Here is a 17318-nt window from a genome sequence, read left to right as displayed (position 1 = left end):
CTGGATCGAGTTCGGCTAGATCAAATTCGGAAGAAAGAGAGCGATCTGCGGAAAGAGGACAATCAGCAGGATCAGCAGAAGCGTCAGCGCGATGTAAGGCGCCGCTGACATGGCAACCGTTTTGAGCGATGTGCCTTTCGGCGCGACACCGATCATGATGAACAACAGCAGGCCAAACGGCGGCGTGGTGAAGCCGACCTCGTAGGCGAGCAGCAGGATCAGCCCGAACCATACGGGCTCGTAGCCGAATTGCTGGGCGATCGGCACGAAGATCGGCAGCGTGATCAGCATCATCGAGACCTGATCCATGAACATGCCGAGCAGCAGGATGACGAGCACCATCATGAGCAGCATGGGATACGGTCCAAGATCGTAGCCGACAATGAACTGGATAAAGCCGTTGGAGGCGCCGGAGAAGGCGAATATCTGCGAGAACGTCGTCGAAGCCGAGATGATCAGGAAGGTCATGCCGGTGACCTTCATCGCGTCGTCCAGCGACTTCCAGACGACCGACCAGCTGAACCGTCGGTAGACAAACAACAAGGCGAAAACGGCGGCACAGCCGAGTCCCGCCGATTCCGTCGGCGTCGCTATCCCAAGGATGATCGTGCCGACCACCATGAACACGATGACGCTCATCGGAATGATGTTGACGGCGACCGCCCTCACCTTCTCGGCCGCGGGAACGGCGGGCACCGGATAGTGCGGAGCGGCGTCCGGGTCGATCTTCGTCTGGGCGAAGATCAGCGCTGCGTACATGACAACGAGCAGCAGCCCGGGCAGAGCCCCCGCTATGAGCAGCGCGCCGACGTCGATCTGGGCAAGCGAGCCGAGCAAGATAGCCAGCGAGGATGGCGGGATGATGACGGCAAGGCTTCCGGCGCCAAGCACCGGGCCGTAGGCCATATGCGGCTTGTAGCCCCGCTTCAGCATCTCGGGCACCATCAGCGAGCCCATCATGCCGGTATTGGCGAGGCTCGAGCCCGACAGCGCGGAAAATATCGTGCCGGCGGCGAGGACGACATAGGCGAGGCGTCCGCGCAGATTGCCGATGCACAGGTCGAGCGCGTAGATGACCTTCTCGCCGAGGCCGGAGCGGAAGAACAGGCTGCCCATGACAAGAAACATCGGCAGCGGGGCAAGCGCGTAGGTCGAGACAGCGTCGGAGAAGTTGGCGACCATCTGCGTCACGCCGATCGAACCGCCGAAGAACAGGTACAGCCCGATCACATTGGTGACGAAGAACGCGAAGGCGACCGGCAGCCCCAGCCCCATCAACACCAGGATGGTGCCAACGAGCACGGCGAATGGAAACAGCCAGGCCACCGGTCAGAGCCCTTCCATTTCCAGAGGATCCAGCGTGTACAGCGTGTCACGGCCGAGCAGATATCTGAGCCATTCCAGCGCCGAGAGGTAGAAGGCGAGCATGATGGGCAGAAACACCAGCCATTTCGGCATGTCGAAGCTGCGCGTTTCATATTCGCCGCCCGCCACGGCACTCATCAGGGACGACAGAGCGACGCTGCCGAGGTAGAGGCTGACGGCAATGCAGGCGAGATAGACCAGCTTTTCAAGCACCGCCCGTGCCCGCACCGGCAGCGCCTTGCGCAGGAACTCGACGAAGACATGGCCCTTGCTGTGGACCAGCCAGGGCATCGGCAGAAATGCCGCGTAAAGCAAGCCGTATTCCGTCGCGGATACTGCCCAGGCAAGCGGCCTCAGGCCCAGATTGCGGACGCACACATCAGCAACCACCGCGACAATGATGAGGCCAAGCACCAATTTTGCCGCGGCCGCCAACGCAAGGCTCAGCTTCCCAATCGCTGCAAACAATCTGTCCATGCCCGACGACCCTCATGTCCCCTTTGCCCTTGGCCCAGCTTTGATGGAGGGCGCACAAGGCACCCTCGGCTCGGCTACTGAAAGAATTTCTTCAACTGATCGATGTTGGTGGGATCGCGTTTGGCCATTCTCGCCCAGCTCGCCTGCGTGGCAGCCGCCAGGAATTTGTCGCGGCCGGCGCCGGTCAAGCTGACAACCTTCTGCCCGCCGTCGATCATCGCCTGTGCCTGTTTTTCGGACTCGGCAAGGTTGGCGTCATAGCTCGCGCGCTCGTATTCGACGGCCGTGTCGGCCAGCAGCTTCTGCGCCTCGGGCGACAGCGTGTCCCATCTGGCCTTGTTGATCGAGATCAGCACGTCGGTTTTGAAGAATTGCGGATCGACACGGTATTTGGTGAATTTGTCCCAGCCGAAGGATGCATAGCCAAATACGGTATAGGCGTTGGCATTGACGACGCCGCGCTCGAGCGAGGTATAGACATCCCCCGGCGCTTGCACGATCACGGTCGCGCCCAGGGATTCGAGGAAATCGCGATAGAGCGGCGACGAGCGGATCTTCAGGCTGCCCCAGTCGATGCTGCCTTCATCGTTGAGCTTGGGTTCGTCGACGGTGAAGACGTTGAAGCCCGAGCCCGCGTCGACATGCGCCAGCAGATGGGCATTGGCCTTCTTCTCGAAAATTGCGCTGATGAAGTCCCAGCCGCCATTGTCGCGAACCTCCCACGGCGTCTTCGTCGATGCGGAGAAAACCTCGCCTTCGGGCACGAGTTCGAGGAACTGCCCTGCCGGTGTGTCGATCACATCGATCAGGCCGCTCCTGAGCGCCGCACCCTGCTGGATCGGTGGAATGACCTCCGGCCCGCCACGCACGTTGATCTGGACCACGCCCTTGCCCTTTTCGTTCACCTTCTGAACGAACTTCAGGAAGCTCTGGGCGTAGCCGTTCTGCGTCGGCGTAAAATGCACGGCGTTGAGGACGACCTCTTCGGCCATGGCGATACCCGCCACACCCGACATGAGTGCAGCCAGAACAAGGGATTTCCAAATGCGCATTGCCGTATTCCCTCTGATAGATTCACTTCGCCGGAGCCCATCATCGGGCCGATCTGAAATTGCACGCTTCGCCGCCACACGAACGGCGGTTAGTTGACATCATCTCCTACTGTCAGGAACCGCCCATGCGCGTAGAAGACCGGCGATCGGTGTGCGCGGTCCAGCGCAACGCCCGAGACGATGCCGATGACAATCATGTGCGACGCCCGCACGATGATTTCGGCCACCACGCACTCGAACATTGCCCGCGCACCGACAAGCAAGGGCGCGCCGGTTTCGCCGCGCACCCATGATCCGGACGAGAACCGCGCGGCGCCCTTGGCTTTGGTCATGCCGCCAAACGCACGCACAACGTTCTCCTGGTCGCCGGCGGGAAGATTGACCGAAAAAGGCAAACCTTCGCGAATGGCCGAGGCAAAGGTGCTGCCGCGGTTGACACAGGCAAGCAGCGAAGGCGGCTCGGCACTGAACGAGCAGAGAGCCGTCGCCGTGATGCCGCAAAAGCCGATCTCGTCATGTTCCGACGCGAGGATGGCGACGGAGCCCGCCACGGCCCGCATAGCCTGCTTGAACGCGCGCGGATCGATGGCGTTGTGCCCATCCACCCATAGCGTCGGAATGGCGGCCGCCGGCATCAATTTACTCGAAGCCCGGCCTGGCGCATCAGCGGCAGCACGCGGTCGCAGAAGAAGGGCAGTTCGTAGGTGTAGTTGACGAATGTGAGGGCGGCGCCGGAATAACCCTGTTCCACGATCTCGGTGAGGTCGTCGACGATCTTTTCCGGCGTGCCGATGAGCGGGAAGGTCCCGGCACCGCCGGCGAACCTCTGCCGATATTCGGTGAAGGCCTTCGCGTCATGCGAGTTCGCGAATTCCTTCTTCTTGCGCATATGCTCGTCGACGGCACCCTCGTCCGCGCATTCGAGCGCGTAGTGCCGGTAGTAATCCTCGGCTTCCTGCTGGGTCTCCCGGCAGACGACGTGACAGACCGTATAGACGCCGACTTCGCGCCCGACTTCGGCCGCTCGGTTGGTAATGTCGACCACATGCGCACGGCCGTCGGCAATTTCGGAAAACGTCGAAAACAGATAGTCACAGTGGCGCGCCGCGTAGTTGCGCCCCGGCGCGCCGAAGGCGGCGTTCATGGTCACCGGTCGTGGCACTTGCAAGCTTGGCGGCCGGCTAACGACACTCTTGAGATCATAGAACTCGCCGCTGAAGTCGAACGGCTCCCTCGATTGATAGGCACGCACGATGATGTTGATCCATTCCTCGGCCTGATCGTAGGTCCGCTCGCCGACCGTCTGCCCGAACATAGCAAACTCGTCCGGGTTCCAGCCGCAGACGATGTTCAAGCCGGCACGCCCGTTGGAGATGTGGTCGACCGTCGCCAGCGCTTTGGCAGCCTGCAGCGGATGAACCAGCGGCACATGCACCGTCATGAACAGGCCGATGTTTTCCGTGGCGACAGCAAGACCCGCCGCCCAGGTGAACGTCTCGAACGACCATTCCCGCACATGCGTCAAACCGCCGAAGCCGCGCCAGCGGGCGATCGGCAGCAGAAACTCGAGGCCGGCGCGGTCGGCGATGCAGGCGGAATTGAGGTTGTCTTCCCAGCGGGCACGCCAGCGCTCGGGAACGGTGGTCATTGCCAGGCCGCCATCGGCGTTCATGGAGAAGACGCCGAGCTTGAACCTGTTCGGCCCTTTCAGCGGGTGCTGCTTCCTGGTCATGGTTTCCCCCGCTGCGACATGCTCTCACCTTCACCTGTGGAATTTTGAGACGGAGGGCTCAGCTTCATGAAACGCTCCTCGGCGTTCTGAATGAAGTGGGTCATGCGGTCGTAAGCGGCGACGGCGTCGCGCTTGACGAATGCCTCATAGATTGCGCGCATGCCGGCCACGACGACGGCCTGCGTCGGCTGGTGCGACAGCGTCCTTAAACGGACGACGAGGACATGGTCGGCGAACCTTGCAATGGTTTGTGAAAGGCGCTGGTTCTCGACAGCGCCGAGCCAACAATTCCTGAATGCCGAATTGGCCTGGAAGAAGCGGTCGGCATCGCCGGCGGCGGCCGCAGCCTCCGCCTCCCGAAGCGCGGCCGCAAGCGTCTTGAGGCCAGCGGCGTCGAGTGTCCGCGCAGCGTGTGCGGCGGCCCGCGGCTCGAGCAAGCGGCGGACCTCGAAGATGTCGGCGACATCCGTTGCGGTAAGCGTGGGCAGCGTGAAGCCGCGTGTGGTGCCGACGAGATAGCCCTCATGCACCAACTGCATCAAGGCGTCGCGGACAGGCATTCTGGAAATACCGAGCTGGGCGGCAATGTCGACATCGACGAGCTTCTGGCCAGGCGCCAATTCGCCATGCTGTATGGTCAGACGGATTTGTTGATAAACCTGGGCACGCAGATTGCCATCGCCAACCCGTTTGAGCTCTATCGTTTCCGTCATCCACGCCTTCCCATGCGAAGATTTCGTATATCGTTTGAGGCTGGTGCTCTCGCAGTGATCCGTTGAAATGCAGCTACATATCGAGAGAATTCGACCTGCAGGCCACGTTCCAGCGCGAAGTGGAGCACAGGCTGGATCGCCTGGCAAGATGTTTTAAGTTTATAATGTATACTGTTTGGGTTCGTTGTCCGGAAGACAGAGGGTCACGCCATCCGTGCGGTCGCGCCGCGCGACGGCGGGGAGAGCCAGCGATGCTCGGTTCGGTAAAAAACATACAGACGTTTTCGCGTGACACATCGAAGCTGGCGGATTTAACTAAAGATACTTGCGATCTGCGCGCGCCGGCACGCCCACCCGATCCCCTCGCCGGTGCGCATTACTGGATCGCCCGCCGTATCGAAAGGTGCGGCGGGCTTTTCGTTTCGTTTGGCGGGGAGGCGCTTATGCGAGACTTGCCCAGGGATATCGACGCAGACGTCGTGATCGAAATCAGCAAGCTGCTCGACGACCGGGCGAAGTCCGTGCCGGTGCCGGTGCACAAGCTGGCGGCGATGATCCGACTGGGCGTCGAGACGCGTCTGACCAATCACTCCATCGAAGAGCTGATCGTGGAGATGGCCACGACGCGAGGGCTTCCGATGCTGTTTGATTTGCCGGCGGCAAATGTCGACAATGTCGTGCCGTTCGCCTCGGCGCGCCGTCCCCGCTGAAATTTCGCTCGAGCCACCGATCTTCGCGTCGCCACCCGATTTCACTTGCCCTGATGCGCAGGCCGGGTGTCGCCTTTCTTTTCGGGGTCGTGGGTATGGTGGCTGTCGCGTTCGCCGCCACCACCGGAGACCTTGCTGTGGCTGCGCCGGTCGGAATCGGCCGGCGGCTTTTCGACGCTCAGCGGCTTCTTGGCGTTTTCGTGCGCCGCGCCGGGACCACCCTGACGGATGCTGGCAGGAGTCTTCTTCGACGTGGACATGACCTAGCGATCCTGGACGTTGCCTTGATGGGTGGTGTTGACCTTCGTATTGCCTTGCTGGCCCTGCTTGTCGGGATCCGGCACGGTCGATTGGCCGTGCGGTGCTTGGTCGGCGGCTACCGGTTTCTTGTCACCGGCTCCTTTTGGGCTCAGATTCTCCGGTGGAACAGGGGGAGGTTTTGTGCTCATGGCGTTTCTCCTTCCGCCACCCAAACAAGCGGCTCGGGAGAAAGGTTCCCGAGGGTCCGATACGAACGGCGCTTGTCGCAACGAGCCGGGTCCCGGACCACGGCTTGAGGCCAGGGGACGCCTGCACATCCGGGGTTATTTCTTGATGATGGTTCCGTGGTTCAGATCGAAGGCCTCGGTACCGAAAGCCTGCCTGTAGAAATCCTGCTGCAGTTCGCCCCATTCGCCGAGATAGGCGCCGCAATTGCTGCAATAGATCGGCGTCGAATCCTTCGGGTTGTCGGGAATCTCCATCAGGATCGTCCCGCACGCCTTGCAATCGAGCTTGTCATCCAAACGGCGGCCCATTCGCTGATAATTGCGCGTTTTCGGCCGCGCGCCAATTGTTGTTTTCGTACCAAGCCCCGAATGGCACGTTTTCCAACCTGCAACGGATTGCAGGCTAGCGGTCCGCCGGATTTCCGAAGGCAGGATCTCGCCGCCTCGAATACGTCCCCACCCGCGGCAGATCGTCTGGAAAGTCGACCCAGGGCAGCCTCATGTCCCAATATGCGTGGGCTTGTGGCGGAAATCGTTCGGGATGATCGAGGAAGCCGATCGCCAGATAGAGTTCGTCCGGCAGGCCCCGGTCGACATAGCCGATCGATGTCCCGCAATCCGCGCAGAAGGACCGGAGCACGCCGGGGGTTTTCGAGAAGGTTTTCGGTGTGCCGGCGAGCAATGTGAATTCAGAAGGCCGATAACCGACCCACACCGTCAGAGGGCTTCCTATCGCCTTGCGACAGTCGTCATCGTGATCGGAGCAAATCCAGAAAGGCTCGCCGCGCATCTCCGCCGTTACGGCGCCGCAAAAACAGGAGCCCGTTTCAGTTCGTGGCATTGGTTAACTTCATTGCTGGACCGGCCTTCATTGCTGGCCTGGCATTTCGGTATTCTCCTTGGGGTTCTTCTTGATGCCGGCGGCAGGCGAAGTATCGGCCGGAGCGTTGCCACCCTGGTTCTGTTCAGGGGCTCTTTTGAGCGGCGAGGTTTGCCAGCCCATATCGCCGTACAAAAAGCCTATGAGAAAGCCGACGATGATGATGGCCGAAATCACCATCGCAATTAACGCGTTACGTCGCTCCATTTCGCGCGGCTCCTTTCTTCGAGCCGAACAAACGATGGCGGAAATGGTTCCGGCAGGCCTCGACCCGGAATCGGCGGCGGCAGGCTGGCACCACGCTGCCCCACCGACAAGCCGCTGGATTGAAAAGGCGGGCCCGCTGGAACGACAGGAATTCAGCCGGCGCGCGCGAGCTCATTCACGGCATTCAGGATCGCACTCTGGCTCGCCGGTTTCTGCACGATCCTGCAAGTGCGGAACCCGGCCGGAATTTCGCGTTCGCCGTACCCGGAGAGAAAGGCGAACGGAACACCGCGCGTTTGCAACGCTTCCGCGATCGGATAGCTGGTTTCGTCGTTCAACTGGATATCCAACAACGCCGCGTCGATGCCGCCTTCGCCAACGAGCCGAAGTGCCGCCGTCACCGACGACACCGGTCCAACCACCTGATGGCCGGCTTTGCGCAGGTAAACCGCCGCGTCGTCGGCGATCAGCCATTCGTCCTCGACAATCAGCACGCGCATCTGTCCGGTCACGACGAGCCCTCGCGGGTCAGGGGGAATGCGATTTCCGCCTCCAAACCATTCGAGTGGAAAGTTGTTTCAACCTTTCCGCCCAGTCGGTAACCGATTTCTCCGCGTAGAAGGGTTAGGCCGAAGCCGCTGTCGGTTGGCTGCTTGATGGGAGGGCCGCCCTTCTCGCGCCAGACGAGCCTGAAGGTCCCGTCTGCCACCGACCATTTAACAACTATCCGCCCGGCTGGCTTCGACAATGCGCCATATTTGGCGGCATTGGTCGCCAACTCATGAATCGCCATGCCGAACGAAAGCCCTTGTGCCGGCTTGAGGCTTACCCTCTCGCCATCAAGCTTAAACCGTTCATGCCCGAAGGGGTCGAGTTCCTGGCGCAGCAATTCCTCGACGGAGGCTTCCGTCCAGCTCTCACGCGAGAGCAGACTGTAGGCACGTGACATTGCATGCAGGCGACCTATCAAGGCGTCGGCGAACTCGTCTTTCGACGCCGAGTATTCACGCGTACGGTTGGTGATGCTGGCGACAACCGCCAGCATGTTCTTGACCCGGTGGTTCAGCTCGGAGATGAGCACCTGCTGACGCTCTTCAGCCTGCGCCAGTGTCGTCACGTCGATCAGTGTCACGACCACGCCCTGGATGCTGCCGCTCTTGTCCCGATAGGGGTTGATGCGAACCAGGTGAGACCGGTCGTTGTCGTCGCGCGCAAGATGATGGTTCAGGGTCTCTCCCGATTCGAACACAGCCTGGATGTGCCCCTTCAGCTCGGGGTAGTCGAGCCGGCTCGAAAGATCGGTCAGCGGCCGGCCGACATCGGATGGACGCAAGTTGAAGAAGGACGATGCCGCGGGCGTAAAAGTCCGCACCACAAGGTTGCGGTCGAGGAAGATAGTCGCGATTTCTGTGCTTTCGAACAGGTTTTTGAGATCGTTGTTTGCGCGATCGAGCTCCTCTATCTTGCCAGTCAACTCGGCGTTGATGGTGTTGAGCTCTTCGTTGAGCGACTGCATCTCCTCCTTCGAGGCCTCAAGCTCTTCGTTTGTCGACTGCGCCTCTTCATTGACGGAGACGAGCTCCTCGTTCGAAGACTTTACTTCCTCCAGCGCGGTTTCGTATTCCTCGATGGTCGACTGCAGCCGATCGCGCGTGTCGCGCAACTCCCGTTCGAGTTCAGACGCGCCGTCGGTGCCACTGCTTTTGCTTGCCGGCTCGAGGCGTAGCTGGGCTTGTGCCACCGGATTGAACAGGACGAGGTAGAGGGGCTCGCCATTGCCGCGCCCGGTGTACCGTTCGACCGTCAGCGTAATGAACTGAAGCTGTCCGTCGTCTTCCTCGACAGCTATGTTCTCCCGCACGACCGTGCGGCGCGTCGTGACTGCTTCCCGCAACGCGGCGCGCAGCTCAAGTCTCAGCCCACGACGGGCCAGGGTCAGCAACTGCCGGCTCGGGGCGCCTTGCGGCGCTTCCAGATATTTGCCCGTCCGCGCCGAATAGTAGACAATGTCGCCGTCGCCATTGACCAGCACGTGAGGCGGGGCGAACCGCTCCAGCACCTGAGCCTCGATCGCCTGGCGGAGAGAACGGCCGGCGGCATCCTTCTTCGAGCCGCCGCTTGCGACCGGAAAGGCAGCCGTGCGGCCATCGCCGACCAGGACCGGCGGCCGTGGCGTGGCATGTTCCCGCGCCTGGAATATCCGGTGCTTCTTGTCGACCGTGGTAAACAGGTCGCTGTACTGACCGACGCTTTCCGACGTGCCCAGGAACAGATAACCGCCCGGCCTCAGCGCGTAATGGAAGATCGGAATGACCTGGTTCTGGATCTGCGGGCCGAAATAGATCAGCAGGTTGCGGCACGAAATCATGTCGATGCGCGAGAAGGGAGGATCGCGGATTACGCTGTGCGGTGAAAAAATGCAGAGTTCCCGCACCTCTGGACCCAGCACATAGCTCTCGCCGTCGCTGTGGAAAAAGCGTTGCCTGCGCTGTGGCGATAGCCCGTGCAGCAACGCTTCGGGATAACGCGCCGCACGCGCCACCGCGAGCGCCGGCTCGACGATGTCGGTTGCGAATATCTGGACGCGCGGCGGCGCCGAAAGCTTGTCAATGCGCTCGCGCATCAGCATGCCGATCGAGAATACTTCCTCGCCGGTGGCGCAGCCGGGCACCCAGACGCGCACCGCATCGGAGGCGCTCTTGCCTTCGAAAATCTGCGGTATGATCTTGTCCTCCAGCAATTTGAACGCTTCGGCGTCGCGAAAAAAGCTGGTGACATTGATGAGCAGGTCGCGAAACAGCTTCGCCACCTCGTCGGGATCCCTCTTCAGCCGCTCTATATAGGTGGTGATCGACTGTAGCTGCGTGATCTGCATGCGCCGCCTTACGCGACGCAGGAACGTCTTGGGCTTGTAGCCGGAAAAGTCGTGACCGGAATGGCTGCGCAAAATAGCGTGGATTTCATCGCGGGCCCGATCCATCTCGGCCTTGTGCTCGTCGTCCGCTTCGACGAGGCCGTTCAGCACATCGAAGCCGCGGGCAAACGCCTGAAGCTTTGCGCCGATCTGCTCGGCGGGCGCCGCTATGTCGATCAGGCCGCTCGAAATCGCACTCTGCGGCATATCTGGATTGCGGGGGCCGTAGCCGTTGGAGGCCTGGGCAATGGTCAGCCCGCCATGTTCCTTGATGGCCCGGGCGCCGAGCGTGCCGTCCGAATCGCCACCCGACAGGATAACGCCGACGGCATACTCGCCCTGGTCCTCGGCCAATGCGCTGAAGAAGATGTCGATCGGCTTGCGTTCGCGGTTGAGCGTGTTCGGCCGGCGCAGCGAAAGCGCGCCGTTACGGATGGTGAGGACGACGTTTTGCGGCATCACATAGACCTGGTCCGGTTGCACCGCCACGCCCTCCTCGGCCACGACGACCGGCATTTCGGTGTAATGTCGGATGACCTCGTGCAGCAGGCTCTCCCGTTCCGGGCTGAGATGCGTGACGACGACAAACGCCATGCCGGTGCCGCCGGTCAGTCCTTTGAACAGGCCCTCCATCGCGGGAATGCCGCCAGCGGATGCGCCGACGCCGACAATGGGAAATCTTCCATTCTGGAACACCATGCCATGCCTCGGTAACAGCCGCGCCCGCGAAACCGCCAAATCGGCCCTCAGACTAAGACCGGGCCGAGCCTCGGGCCAGTAAATAGTTCACGAACGGAACAAAGCACCGCTGGTGGGCATTAACACCCGGTTTTCGAGGCGGTTCCAATGGCAAAACGACCATCTGAGACAAAGCCGGCAAAACAAATTTCGTTACGCTCGCCGGATCTGGCCAAGGTCCCGGTATCCGAAGAAATCCCGCCTCGCCTGCTCGCGCTCGCGGAACGGTTGCAAGAGGCGCGGAACGGTTGCAAGAGGCTATGGCCCGCCATTTTGGACAAGTCCGCGCTGACAGCCGTAAATCCCCGCAGGAAGAAGGAACAATGAGGTGCGCGACCTGCAAGGCTTGCATATTCTGATCGTCGAGGACGAATGGATGCTGGCGGGCGATCTTGCACGTTATTTCAGCAAGATGGGCGCCGTGGTGCTTGGCCCCGTGGCGACGGTCGAACAGGCATCGAAACATACGGATGAGGCGGAAGCCGCGATCCTGGACGTCAATCTCAACGGACGACGGGTATTCCCGATCGCGGACGAACTGATGCGCCGCGGCGTGCCATTCGTGTTTTTCAGCGGCGACGAAGACATCATCATTCCGGAGCGGCTTCGCCACGCCAGCAGCCTGAGAAAATCCTCGGACGGCCAAGCCGTGTTCGATGCTCTTTTCCCGCCCGAGACGTCGGCATCGAAAGGAGGCCGATCGTCGGAGCCCTCGGACGACGTATTTTCGCTGCTGCCGAAGCTCAGGCTCGCGGCACGTCTGCTGCTGGGAGACGTGGACGCTTCCGACCGGCTGGTCGAGCGGACGCTGGAGCAGGCGATCGGCGAGATCGACAGCAGGCGATCCGGCTCCTCCACCGAGGACTGGCTCAACGGCATCATGCGAAACATCGTCAGGGCACGTGGAGCGAACCTGCTGCACTGACCGCGGCAGTTGCCGGCAATCAGACGAGGTCAGCCTTTCCGGCTGCGTTCGACGAATTTGTTGAAGCGGCTGGTTTTGCCGCCGCTGGTCTGTTCCTGGTAGAGGAAGGCCAGTTCGTTCTCATCGAATATCCTGAAGAACTCGTCCCACTCGACGGGGTCGAACGTCTCTTCAGGCTCGCCGAAGTCGATGCGCAGTATGCCGCCCTCGCCCTTGGTGCGCACCACCGCCGGCCGGCCATCGCGATCCTCGGCCCAACGGCGGATTTCATCATGATCGGTGGTCGTTTTCGATTCAGACATTCCAATCTCCCTTCGATTCCACCGCACACCGCGAGATCCCGGTCTGCCTTCGTACAACCAGCAGATGCATTGCTGCCGAGCATATGCGCGCGGTTGGTCGATTATGGCTCCTAACACCAAGCGCGCTTCGATGTTCCCGTGCCCAGCCCAAGGCGGTCGCTTCCGGAGCGCAGCGCTCGGGAACTTTGTTGAAGCAAGGGAACAAACCTTTCGCCCGGAAGTTTGGGGCGGCAAAGCCATTCGTATGAGGAGTTGTCGTGAAACGTATACTGGTCACGGGAGGCTGCGGTTTTATCGGCCGCCACGTCGCCCAGGAACTCGTTGAACATGGCTATGGGGTTTCAATTCTCGATGCGTTGCTGGACCAGGTGCATGGCGGCGAGGCAATCAGCCTGCCGCCAGGCGCCAAGCTGATCAAAGGCGACGTTCGCGATCGCGAGGCCATCGCAGAGGCGGTCGACGATGTCGCCGCGATCATTCACCTGGCGGCCGAAGTCGGTGTCGGCCAGTCCATGTACGAGATCGCCCGCTATGTCGGCGCCAACGACCTCGGCACCGCCACGCTGCTGGAAGCGCTGATCAAACGCCCGATCGAACGGATCGTCGTTGCTTCGTCGATGAGCGTCTATGGCGAGGGTCTCTATGCCACGCCGGACGGCCGGCGCATCGATAATGCAAGACGGCAGCCGGACGATATCCGCAGCGGCCAATGGAATCCCCTGTCGCCGGAAGGCGAAGTCCTGTCGCCGCTGCCCACGGACGAGCAGAAACCGGTTGACCTCGCCTCGATCTACGCGCTGACAAAATACGCCCAGGAACGCGCCGTACTGATCTTCGGTGAAGCCTATGGCATCGACGCGGTGGCACTGCGCCTGTTCAATGTCTTCGGCGCCGGACAGGCGCTCTCGAACCCGTATACCGGCGTCCTGGCGAACTTCGCCTCGCGCATCGCCAATGGCCAGCGGCCGCTGATTTTCGAGGACGGCGAACAGCAGCGCGATTTCGTGCACGTGCGCGACGTTGCCCGCGCCTTCCGGCTGGCGCTGGAGCAGCCCCAGGCGCGCAGCCACGTCATCAACATCGGCAGCGGGCGGGCCTACGCAGTCAGCGACGTCGCCCGGCTGCTCGCCGAAGCAATGGGCGTGCCTGGCCGCCAGCCGGAAATCCTCGGCAAGGCACGCTCCGGCGATATCCGCAATTGCTTTGCCGACATATCGAAGGCGCGCGAACTGCTCGGCTTCCAGCCGCAATTCCGGCTGGAGCATTCGCTCGGCGATTTCGTCGCATGGGTGCGCAACACCGTCGCCATCGATCGCAGCGCCGAGATGAAGCGGGAACTCGAAGCGCGAGGGCTGGTATCATGAGACCGGATTCACCCGATTTTCGCGAAGCGCCCGTCGCCATTATCGGCGGCAGCGGCTTCATCGGCTCCAACCTCGCCGACAGCCTGTTGTCGGATGGCGAGCCGGTTCTGGTCATCGACAATCTGAGCCGTCCCGGCGTCGAGCAGAACTTGGAATGGCTGACGCAAAAGCACGGCAGCCGTCTCACCATTGAAATCGTCGACATCCGCGAGGCCGAGGCGCTGATGCCGCTGGTGGCTGGTTCGAAGGCGGTTTTCCACTTTGCCGCGCAGACCGCCGTCACCACGAGCCTGGTTCGGCCGGACGAGGATTTCGACATCAACCTGCGCGGAACGTTCAACGTCCTGGAAGCCGCTCGCCGCAGCGGCAAACGCATCCCCGTCGTTTTCGCCAGCACCAACAAGGTCTATGGGCGGCTCGCTGACATTGCGATGCGCGAAGACGACGGCAAATATGTGCCTTGCGACGCCAGCATCCAGGCGCACGGCATTGACGAGACGCGCGGCCTTGATTTCTGCACGCCCTATGGCTGCTCCAAGGGCGCGGCGGACCAGTATGTCCTCGACTACGCCAAGTCATACGATCTTCCGACGGCGGTGCTGCGCATGAGCTGCATCTATGGACCGCGCCAGTTCGGGACGGAGGATCAGGGCTGGGTCGCCCATTTCCTGCTTAGCGCGTTCTCCGACCGGCCGATCACCATCTATGGCGACGGCAAGCAGGTGCGCGACATCCTGCATGTTGCCGATGCGGTCGCGGCCTACCGCGCGGTGCTCGACCGGATCGAGGAAATCAAGGGCCAGGCATTCAATCTCGGCGGCGGACCGGAAAACGCCGTCAGCCTGCGCATGCTACTGAACGAGATTTGCGACATAACGAAACGGGACGTTTCGATCCGTTACGACCGCGAACGCACCGGCGACCAACCATTCTTCGTCGCCGACACACGCGCGATCGAGGCGGCGCTAGGATGGAAAGCGCATGTCTCGTGGCGAAACGGCATCCGCGACCTCGCCGACTGGCTGCATCGTCATCGCGTCGACCCGCATCCCGAACCGGCGAGGTACGTGGCATGAAGGTCGCTCTGGTCAATCCGTCCTGGACCTACCAGGACAGCATCTATTTCGGCTGCCGCCAGCCGCATCTGCCGCTCGAACTCGGCTATTCGAAAGCCTTGCTCGAAGCCACCGGCCACGAGGTACTGATGCTGGACGGGCAGATCCAGAAGCTCGACAATGCCGCGCTTGCCGATCGCGTCGCCACTTTCGAGCCTGATATGACCGTCGTCAGCACCGCGCCGACCTACCTGTTCTGGCGCTGCGCACCGCCCGAGTTGCGCGTGCCAGCTGAGTTCCTCAACCATCTTGCCGGGTGCGGCGGCCGCACCGTCGCCGTCGGGCCGCATGGCTCGGCGACGCCGACGCCGACTTTGCGCAAGCTTGGCGTCGACATTGTCGTGCGCGGCGAATGCGAGGAAGTGGTCGCGGAACTCGCCCGGCGCAACGACTGGAATGCTGTGCCGTCCACCGCCCATTTTAAGGATGGAGAACTGGTTTCGAACGGCGGCGTGCATGCGAGCTCGTTCATCGATCACCCAGCGCTCGAATGGCCATCGGACTGGATTGCCGCCCATTCGCACCACCATCACCGCTTCGACGACAACCAGGTCGGCTTTGGCGCCGAGGTCGAGGCTTCGCGCGGCTGCCCGTATAATTGCAGCTTCTGCGCCAAGATCGATTTCCGCGACGCCTATCGCCGCCGGAACCACGAAGCGGTGATCGCCGAGATCGACCGGCTGATCGCACAGGGCGTCGGCTACATCTACTTCATCGACGAGATATTCCTGCCGCAAAAGGCATTGCTGGAAGCGCTGGTCGATCGCGATGTGAAGTTCGGGGTGCAGACGCGCATCGACCTTTGGAAACCGGAACTGCTGAAACTGCTCGGCGCAGCCGGCTGCGTCTCGATCGAGGCGGGGCTCGAAAGCCTGACGGTGGAAGGCCGCGCCATGCTGGCAAAACGCTGCCGGCTGGGAACCGAGGAACTGGCTGCGTTGCTGGTCGACGCAAGGCGCCATGTGCCGTTCGTTCAGGCCAATCTCATCGGCGTGGTCGAAGACGATCCCGCGCTGGTCGACTATTGGCGAAAGCACCTGATCGACAACGGCGTTTGGGCCAACGAACCGGTGCCGCTTTATCCTTATCCGAGTTCGCCCAGCTACCGCGAACTTTGGGGCGAGCCGGACGACCTCGCCTGGGAGCGCGCGCATGAACATTACCTCGCCGCCTTCCGGACGTTCAGCGACATCCAGGAGGAGCGTCCGCGTCCGCTGGCTGAATTGGAGGCCACATGTTGCGGACACTGAGCCCGCCGCGTCGCATCCTGATGACTGTCGATGCCGTCGGCGGCGTCTGGCGCTATGCGCTCGATCTGGCCAGGCAACTGGTCGCCGGCGGCGACAGCGTCGTGTTTGCCGGGCTTGGTCCGGAACCGTCCAGGCAGCAGGCCGAGGAGGCACAGTCATTCGCGGCGCTGACCTGGCTCAACACGCCGCCCGACTGGATGACCCGCGACGAGCACGACCTCGACACATTGCAGCAGGAGCTGCTCCCGCTCATCCGTGACTACGCCATCGACATCGTCCATCTCAACGCGCCGACGCAGGCTGCGGGGCTCGACGTGCCCTGCCCGGTCGTGGCGGTGTCGCATTCCTGCGTGGTGACATGGTTCCACGCCGTCAAGGGACATGCGGCGGACGGCGATTGGGCCTGGCAGAAGGACCGCAACCGGCGCGGTCTCGACGAAGCAGGCATTGTCGTTGCACCCAGCCGCAGCCATGCCGACATGCTGGAAACCTGCTACGGGCCGATCGCCCGCCTGAGCGTCGTCGGCAACGGTGCACGGCCCGGGCCGAAGAGCGAAAGGCGGGAATCGGTCGTTTTCGCCGCCGCGCGCTGGTGGGACGAAGGAAAGAATGCGGCGGTGCTGGACCGGGCCGCCTCCCTGACGCAATGGCCGATCTTCGTCGCCGGCTCGCTGCAAGGGCCGGACGGCCAGCATGTTGGCTTCAGCCACGCCGTTCCCGTCGGGCCGGTACCGCATGAGGAAGTGCGCCCGCTGATGGCGCGGGCCGGCATTTTCGTATCGCCGTCGCTCTACGAACCGTTCGGTCTGGCCACGCTGGAAGCCGCGATGTCGAAGACGCCTTTGGTGCTCGCCGATATTTCGACCTATCGTGAACTTTGGGACGGCGCGGCCATGTTCTACGACGCGCGCGATCCGGGCGATCTCGCCAGATGCATCAGCAGCCTTTGCAGCGACGCGCAGCGCCGGCGAGAACTCGGTGAGGCAGCGGCCCGCCGAAGCCGCAGATTTTCATTGGCAAGACAGGCGACCGCCATGCGCGGCGTCTACGACAAGGCGGCCCTGGCCACCATGGCGGATAGTTGAC

Annotated in this window: 20 protein-coding genes; 6 read left to right on the top strand and 14 right to left on the bottom strand. The window is 62.1% G+C overall.

What is annotated here, in order from left to right:
• Nucleotides 1-15: 15 nt before the first annotated feature.
• The 6 genes from NKI79_RS09540 to NKI79_RS09515 form a co-directional block, all read right to left on the bottom strand.
• On the bottom strand, nt 16-1326 hold the full coding sequence (locus tag NKI79_RS09540; RefSeq protein WP_352801296.1) for a TRAP transporter large permease: 1311 nt from the start codon (nt 1324-1326) through the stop codon (nt 16-18).
• Nucleotides 1327-1329: 3 nt separating this feature from the next.
• A complete protein-coding gene (locus tag NKI79_RS09535) occupies nt 1330-1842 on the bottom strand; it encodes a TRAP transporter small permease (protein ID WP_352801294.1) in 513 nt (170 codons plus the stop codon).
• Between the two features lie 74 nt (nt 1843-1916).
• Nucleotides 1917-2894, bottom strand: coding sequence for a TRAP transporter substrate-binding protein DctP (gene dctP, locus NKI79_RS09530; protein WP_352476480.1), 978 nt, complete (start codon nt 2892-2894; stop codon nt 1917-1919).
• Between the two features lie 89 nt (nt 2895-2983).
• Nucleotides 2984-3529, bottom strand: a complete 546-nt coding sequence (locus NKI79_RS09525; protein WP_352688599.1) for a flavin reductase family protein — start codon at nt 3527-3529, stop codon at nt 2984-2986.
• Entirely contained in the window at nt 3529-4626 is a 1098-nt protein-coding gene (locus tag NKI79_RS09520; RefSeq protein WP_352801291.1) for an LLM class flavin-dependent oxidoreductase, read from the bottom strand. The genes NKI79_RS09525 and NKI79_RS09520 overlap by 1 nt, the downstream gene beginning before the upstream one ends.
• Nucleotides 4623-5339: a GntR family transcriptional regulator gene (locus NKI79_RS09515; RefSeq protein WP_254818786.1), complete on the bottom strand. Its 717-nt coding sequence runs from the start codon at nt 5337-5339 to the stop codon at nt 4623-4625. The genes NKI79_RS09520 and NKI79_RS09515 overlap by 4 nt, the downstream gene beginning before the upstream one ends.
• Before the next feature lie 251 nt (nt 5340-5590).
• Between NKI79_RS09515 and NKI79_RS09510 the strand changes: the two genes are divergently transcribed.
• A complete protein-coding gene (locus NKI79_RS09510) occupies nt 5591-6049 on the top strand; it encodes a hypothetical protein (protein ID WP_352801289.1) in 459 nt (152 codons plus the stop codon).
• A 41-nt stretch (nt 6050-6090) separates the two neighbouring features.
• Here NKI79_RS09510 and NKI79_RS09505 read toward each other — a convergent pair whose 3' ends face one another.
• From NKI79_RS09505 to NKI79_RS09475, 7 genes are all read right to left on the bottom strand, one after another.
• A complete protein-coding gene (locus NKI79_RS09505; RefSeq protein ID WP_352590409.1) occupies nt 6091-6309 on the bottom strand; it encodes a hypothetical protein in 219 nt (72 codons plus the stop codon).
• A gap of 3 nt (nt 6310-6312) precedes the next feature.
• Nucleotides 6313-6498 (bottom strand): hypothetical protein, encoded by a 186-nt coding sequence (locus tag NKI79_RS09500; protein WP_254818788.1) that lies wholly within the window; start codon nt 6496-6498, stop codon nt 6313-6315.
• Between the two features lie 135 nt (nt 6499-6633).
• On the bottom strand, nt 6634-6792 hold the full coding sequence (locus NKI79_RS09495) for a hypothetical protein (protein ID WP_352801287.1): 159 nt from the start codon (nt 6790-6792) through the stop codon (nt 6634-6636).
• Nucleotides 6793-6940: 148 nt separating this feature from the next.
• Nucleotides 6941-7378: a GFA family protein gene (locus NKI79_RS09490; protein WP_352801285.1), complete on the bottom strand. Its 438-nt coding sequence runs from the start codon at nt 7376-7378 to the stop codon at nt 6941-6943.
• A 27-nt stretch (nt 7379-7405) separates the two neighbouring features.
• On the bottom strand, nt 7406-7624 hold the full coding sequence (locus NKI79_RS09485; protein WP_254818791.1) for a hypothetical protein: 219 nt from the start codon (nt 7622-7624) through the stop codon (nt 7406-7408).
• Nucleotides 7625-7776: 152 nt separating this feature from the next.
• Nucleotides 7777-8136: a response regulator gene (locus NKI79_RS09480; protein WP_352801283.1), complete on the bottom strand. Its 360-nt coding sequence runs from the start codon at nt 8134-8136 to the stop codon at nt 7777-7779.
• Nucleotides 8133-11237 (bottom strand): CheR family methyltransferase, encoded by a 3105-nt coding sequence (locus tag NKI79_RS09475; RefSeq protein WP_352801281.1) that lies wholly within the window; start codon nt 11235-11237, stop codon nt 8133-8135. The genes NKI79_RS09480 and NKI79_RS09475 overlap by 4 nt, the downstream gene beginning before the upstream one ends.
• 367 nt (nt 11238-11604) lie before the next feature.
• Here NKI79_RS09475 and NKI79_RS09470 point away from each other — a divergent pair, with 367 nt between their 5' ends.
• Nucleotides 11605-12201 (top strand): response regulator, encoded by a 597-nt coding sequence (locus NKI79_RS09470; protein WP_352801279.1) that lies wholly within the window; start codon nt 11605-11607, stop codon nt 12199-12201.
• 29 nt (nt 12202-12230) lie between these two features.
• Here the strand turns inward: NKI79_RS09470 and NKI79_RS09465 are convergent, their stop codons facing one another.
• Nucleotides 12231-12503 carry a hypothetical protein gene (locus tag NKI79_RS09465; RefSeq protein ID WP_352801277.1) on the bottom strand — a complete coding sequence of 91 codons (273 nt, stop codon included), beginning with the start codon at nt 12501-12503 and terminating at the stop codon, nt 12231-12233.
• A gap of 257 nt (nt 12504-12760) precedes the next feature.
• On the opposite strand from NKI79_RS09465, the gene NKI79_RS09460 reads away from it, so the two are divergent.
• Genes NKI79_RS09460 through NKI79_RS09445 form a run of 4 tightly spaced genes read left to right on the top strand, consistent with a single transcriptional unit; the run spans nt 12761 to nt 17317 of the window.
• Entirely contained in the window at nt 12761-13867 is a 1107-nt protein-coding gene (locus tag NKI79_RS09460) for an NAD-dependent epimerase/dehydratase family protein (RefSeq protein ID WP_352801275.1), read from the top strand.
• Complete coding sequence (locus NKI79_RS09455) at nt 13864-14943, top strand: NAD-dependent epimerase/dehydratase family protein (RefSeq protein ID WP_352801273.1); 1080 nt, start codon at nt 13864-13866, stop codon at nt 14941-14943. Before NKI79_RS09460 ends, NKI79_RS09455 begins: the two co-directional genes overlap by 4 nt.
• Nucleotides 14940-16232, top strand: a complete 1293-nt coding sequence (locus NKI79_RS09450) for a TIGR04295 family B12-binding domain-containing radical SAM protein (RefSeq protein ID WP_352801271.1) — start codon at nt 14940-14942, stop codon at nt 16230-16232. Before NKI79_RS09455 ends, NKI79_RS09450 begins: the two co-directional genes overlap by 4 nt.
• Nucleotides 16217-17317, top strand: a complete 1101-nt coding sequence (locus NKI79_RS09445; protein ID WP_352801269.1) for a glycosyltransferase family 4 protein — start codon at nt 16217-16219, stop codon at nt 17315-17317. Before NKI79_RS09450 ends, NKI79_RS09445 begins: the two co-directional genes overlap by 16 nt.
• Nucleotide 17318: the final 1 nt, after the last annotated feature.

Origin of the sequence: Mesorhizobium sp. M0340 (genome assembly GCF_040321535.1) — a bacterium.
Taxonomy (GTDB): Bacteria; Pseudomonadota; Alphaproteobacteria; order Rhizobiales; family Rhizobiaceae; genus Mesorhizobium.
This window is presented reverse-complemented; position numbering and strand designations above follow the sequence as displayed.

Excerpts from the sequence above, each read along its gene's own strand:
- NKI79_RS09500 (WP_254818788.1), bottom strand. The coding sequence starts at position 6,498 with ATGAGCACAAAACCTCCCCCTGTTCCACCGGAGAATCTGAGCCCAAAA.
- NKI79_RS09515 (WP_254818786.1), bottom strand. The coding sequence starts at position 5,339 with ATGACGGAAACGATAGAGCTCAAACGGGTTGGCGATGGCAATCTGCGT.
- NKI79_RS09475 (WP_352801281.1), bottom strand. The coding sequence starts at position 11,237 with ATGGTGTTCCAGAATGGAAGATTTCCCATTGTCGGCGTCGGCGCATCC.
- NKI79_RS09490 (WP_352801285.1), bottom strand. The coding sequence starts at position 7,378 with ATGCCACGAACTGAAACGGGCTCCTGTTTTTGCGGCGCCGTAACGGCG.
- NKI79_RS09465 (WP_352801277.1), bottom strand. The coding sequence starts at position 12,503 with ATGTCTGAATCGAAAACGACCACCGATCATGATGAAATCCGCCGTTGG.
- NKI79_RS09450 (WP_352801271.1), top strand. The coding sequence starts at position 14,940 with ATGAAGGTCGCTCTGGTCAATCCGTCCTGGACCTACCAGGACAGCATC.
- NKI79_RS09445 (WP_352801269.1), top strand. The coding sequence starts at position 16,217 with ATGTTGCGGACACTGAGCCCGCCGCGTCGCATCCTGATGACTGTCGAT.
- NKI79_RS09495 (WP_352801287.1), bottom strand. The coding sequence starts at position 6,792 with ATGGAGATTCCCGACAACCCGAAGGATTCGACGCCGATCTATTGCAGC.
- NKI79_RS09505 (WP_352590409.1), bottom strand. The coding sequence starts at position 6,309 with ATGTCCACGTCGAAGAAGACTCCTGCCAGCATCCGTCAGGGTGGTCCC.
- NKI79_RS09525 (WP_352688599.1), bottom strand. The coding sequence starts at position 3,529 with ATGCCGGCGGCCGCCATTCCGACGCTATGGGTGGATGGGCACAACGCC.
- NKI79_RS09485 (WP_254818791.1), bottom strand. The coding sequence starts at position 7,624 with ATGGAGCGACGTAACGCGTTAATTGCGATGGTGATTTCGGCCATCATC.
- NKI79_RS09520 (WP_352801291.1), bottom strand. The coding sequence starts at position 4,626 with ATGACCAGGAAGCAGCACCCGCTGAAAGGGCCGAACAGGTTCAAGCTC.
- dctP (WP_352476480.1), bottom strand. The coding sequence starts at position 2,894 with ATGCGCATTTGGAAATCCCTTGTTCTGGCTGCACTCATGTCGGGTGTG.
- NKI79_RS09455 (WP_352801273.1), top strand. The coding sequence starts at position 13,864 with ATGAGACCGGATTCACCCGATTTTCGCGAAGCGCCCGTCGCCATTATC.
- NKI79_RS09510 (WP_352801289.1), top strand. The coding sequence starts at position 5,591 with ATGCTCGGTTCGGTAAAAAACATACAGACGTTTTCGCGTGACACATCG.
- NKI79_RS09535 (WP_352801294.1), bottom strand. The coding sequence starts at position 1,842 with ATGGACAGATTGTTTGCAGCGATTGGGAAGCTGAGCCTTGCGTTGGCG.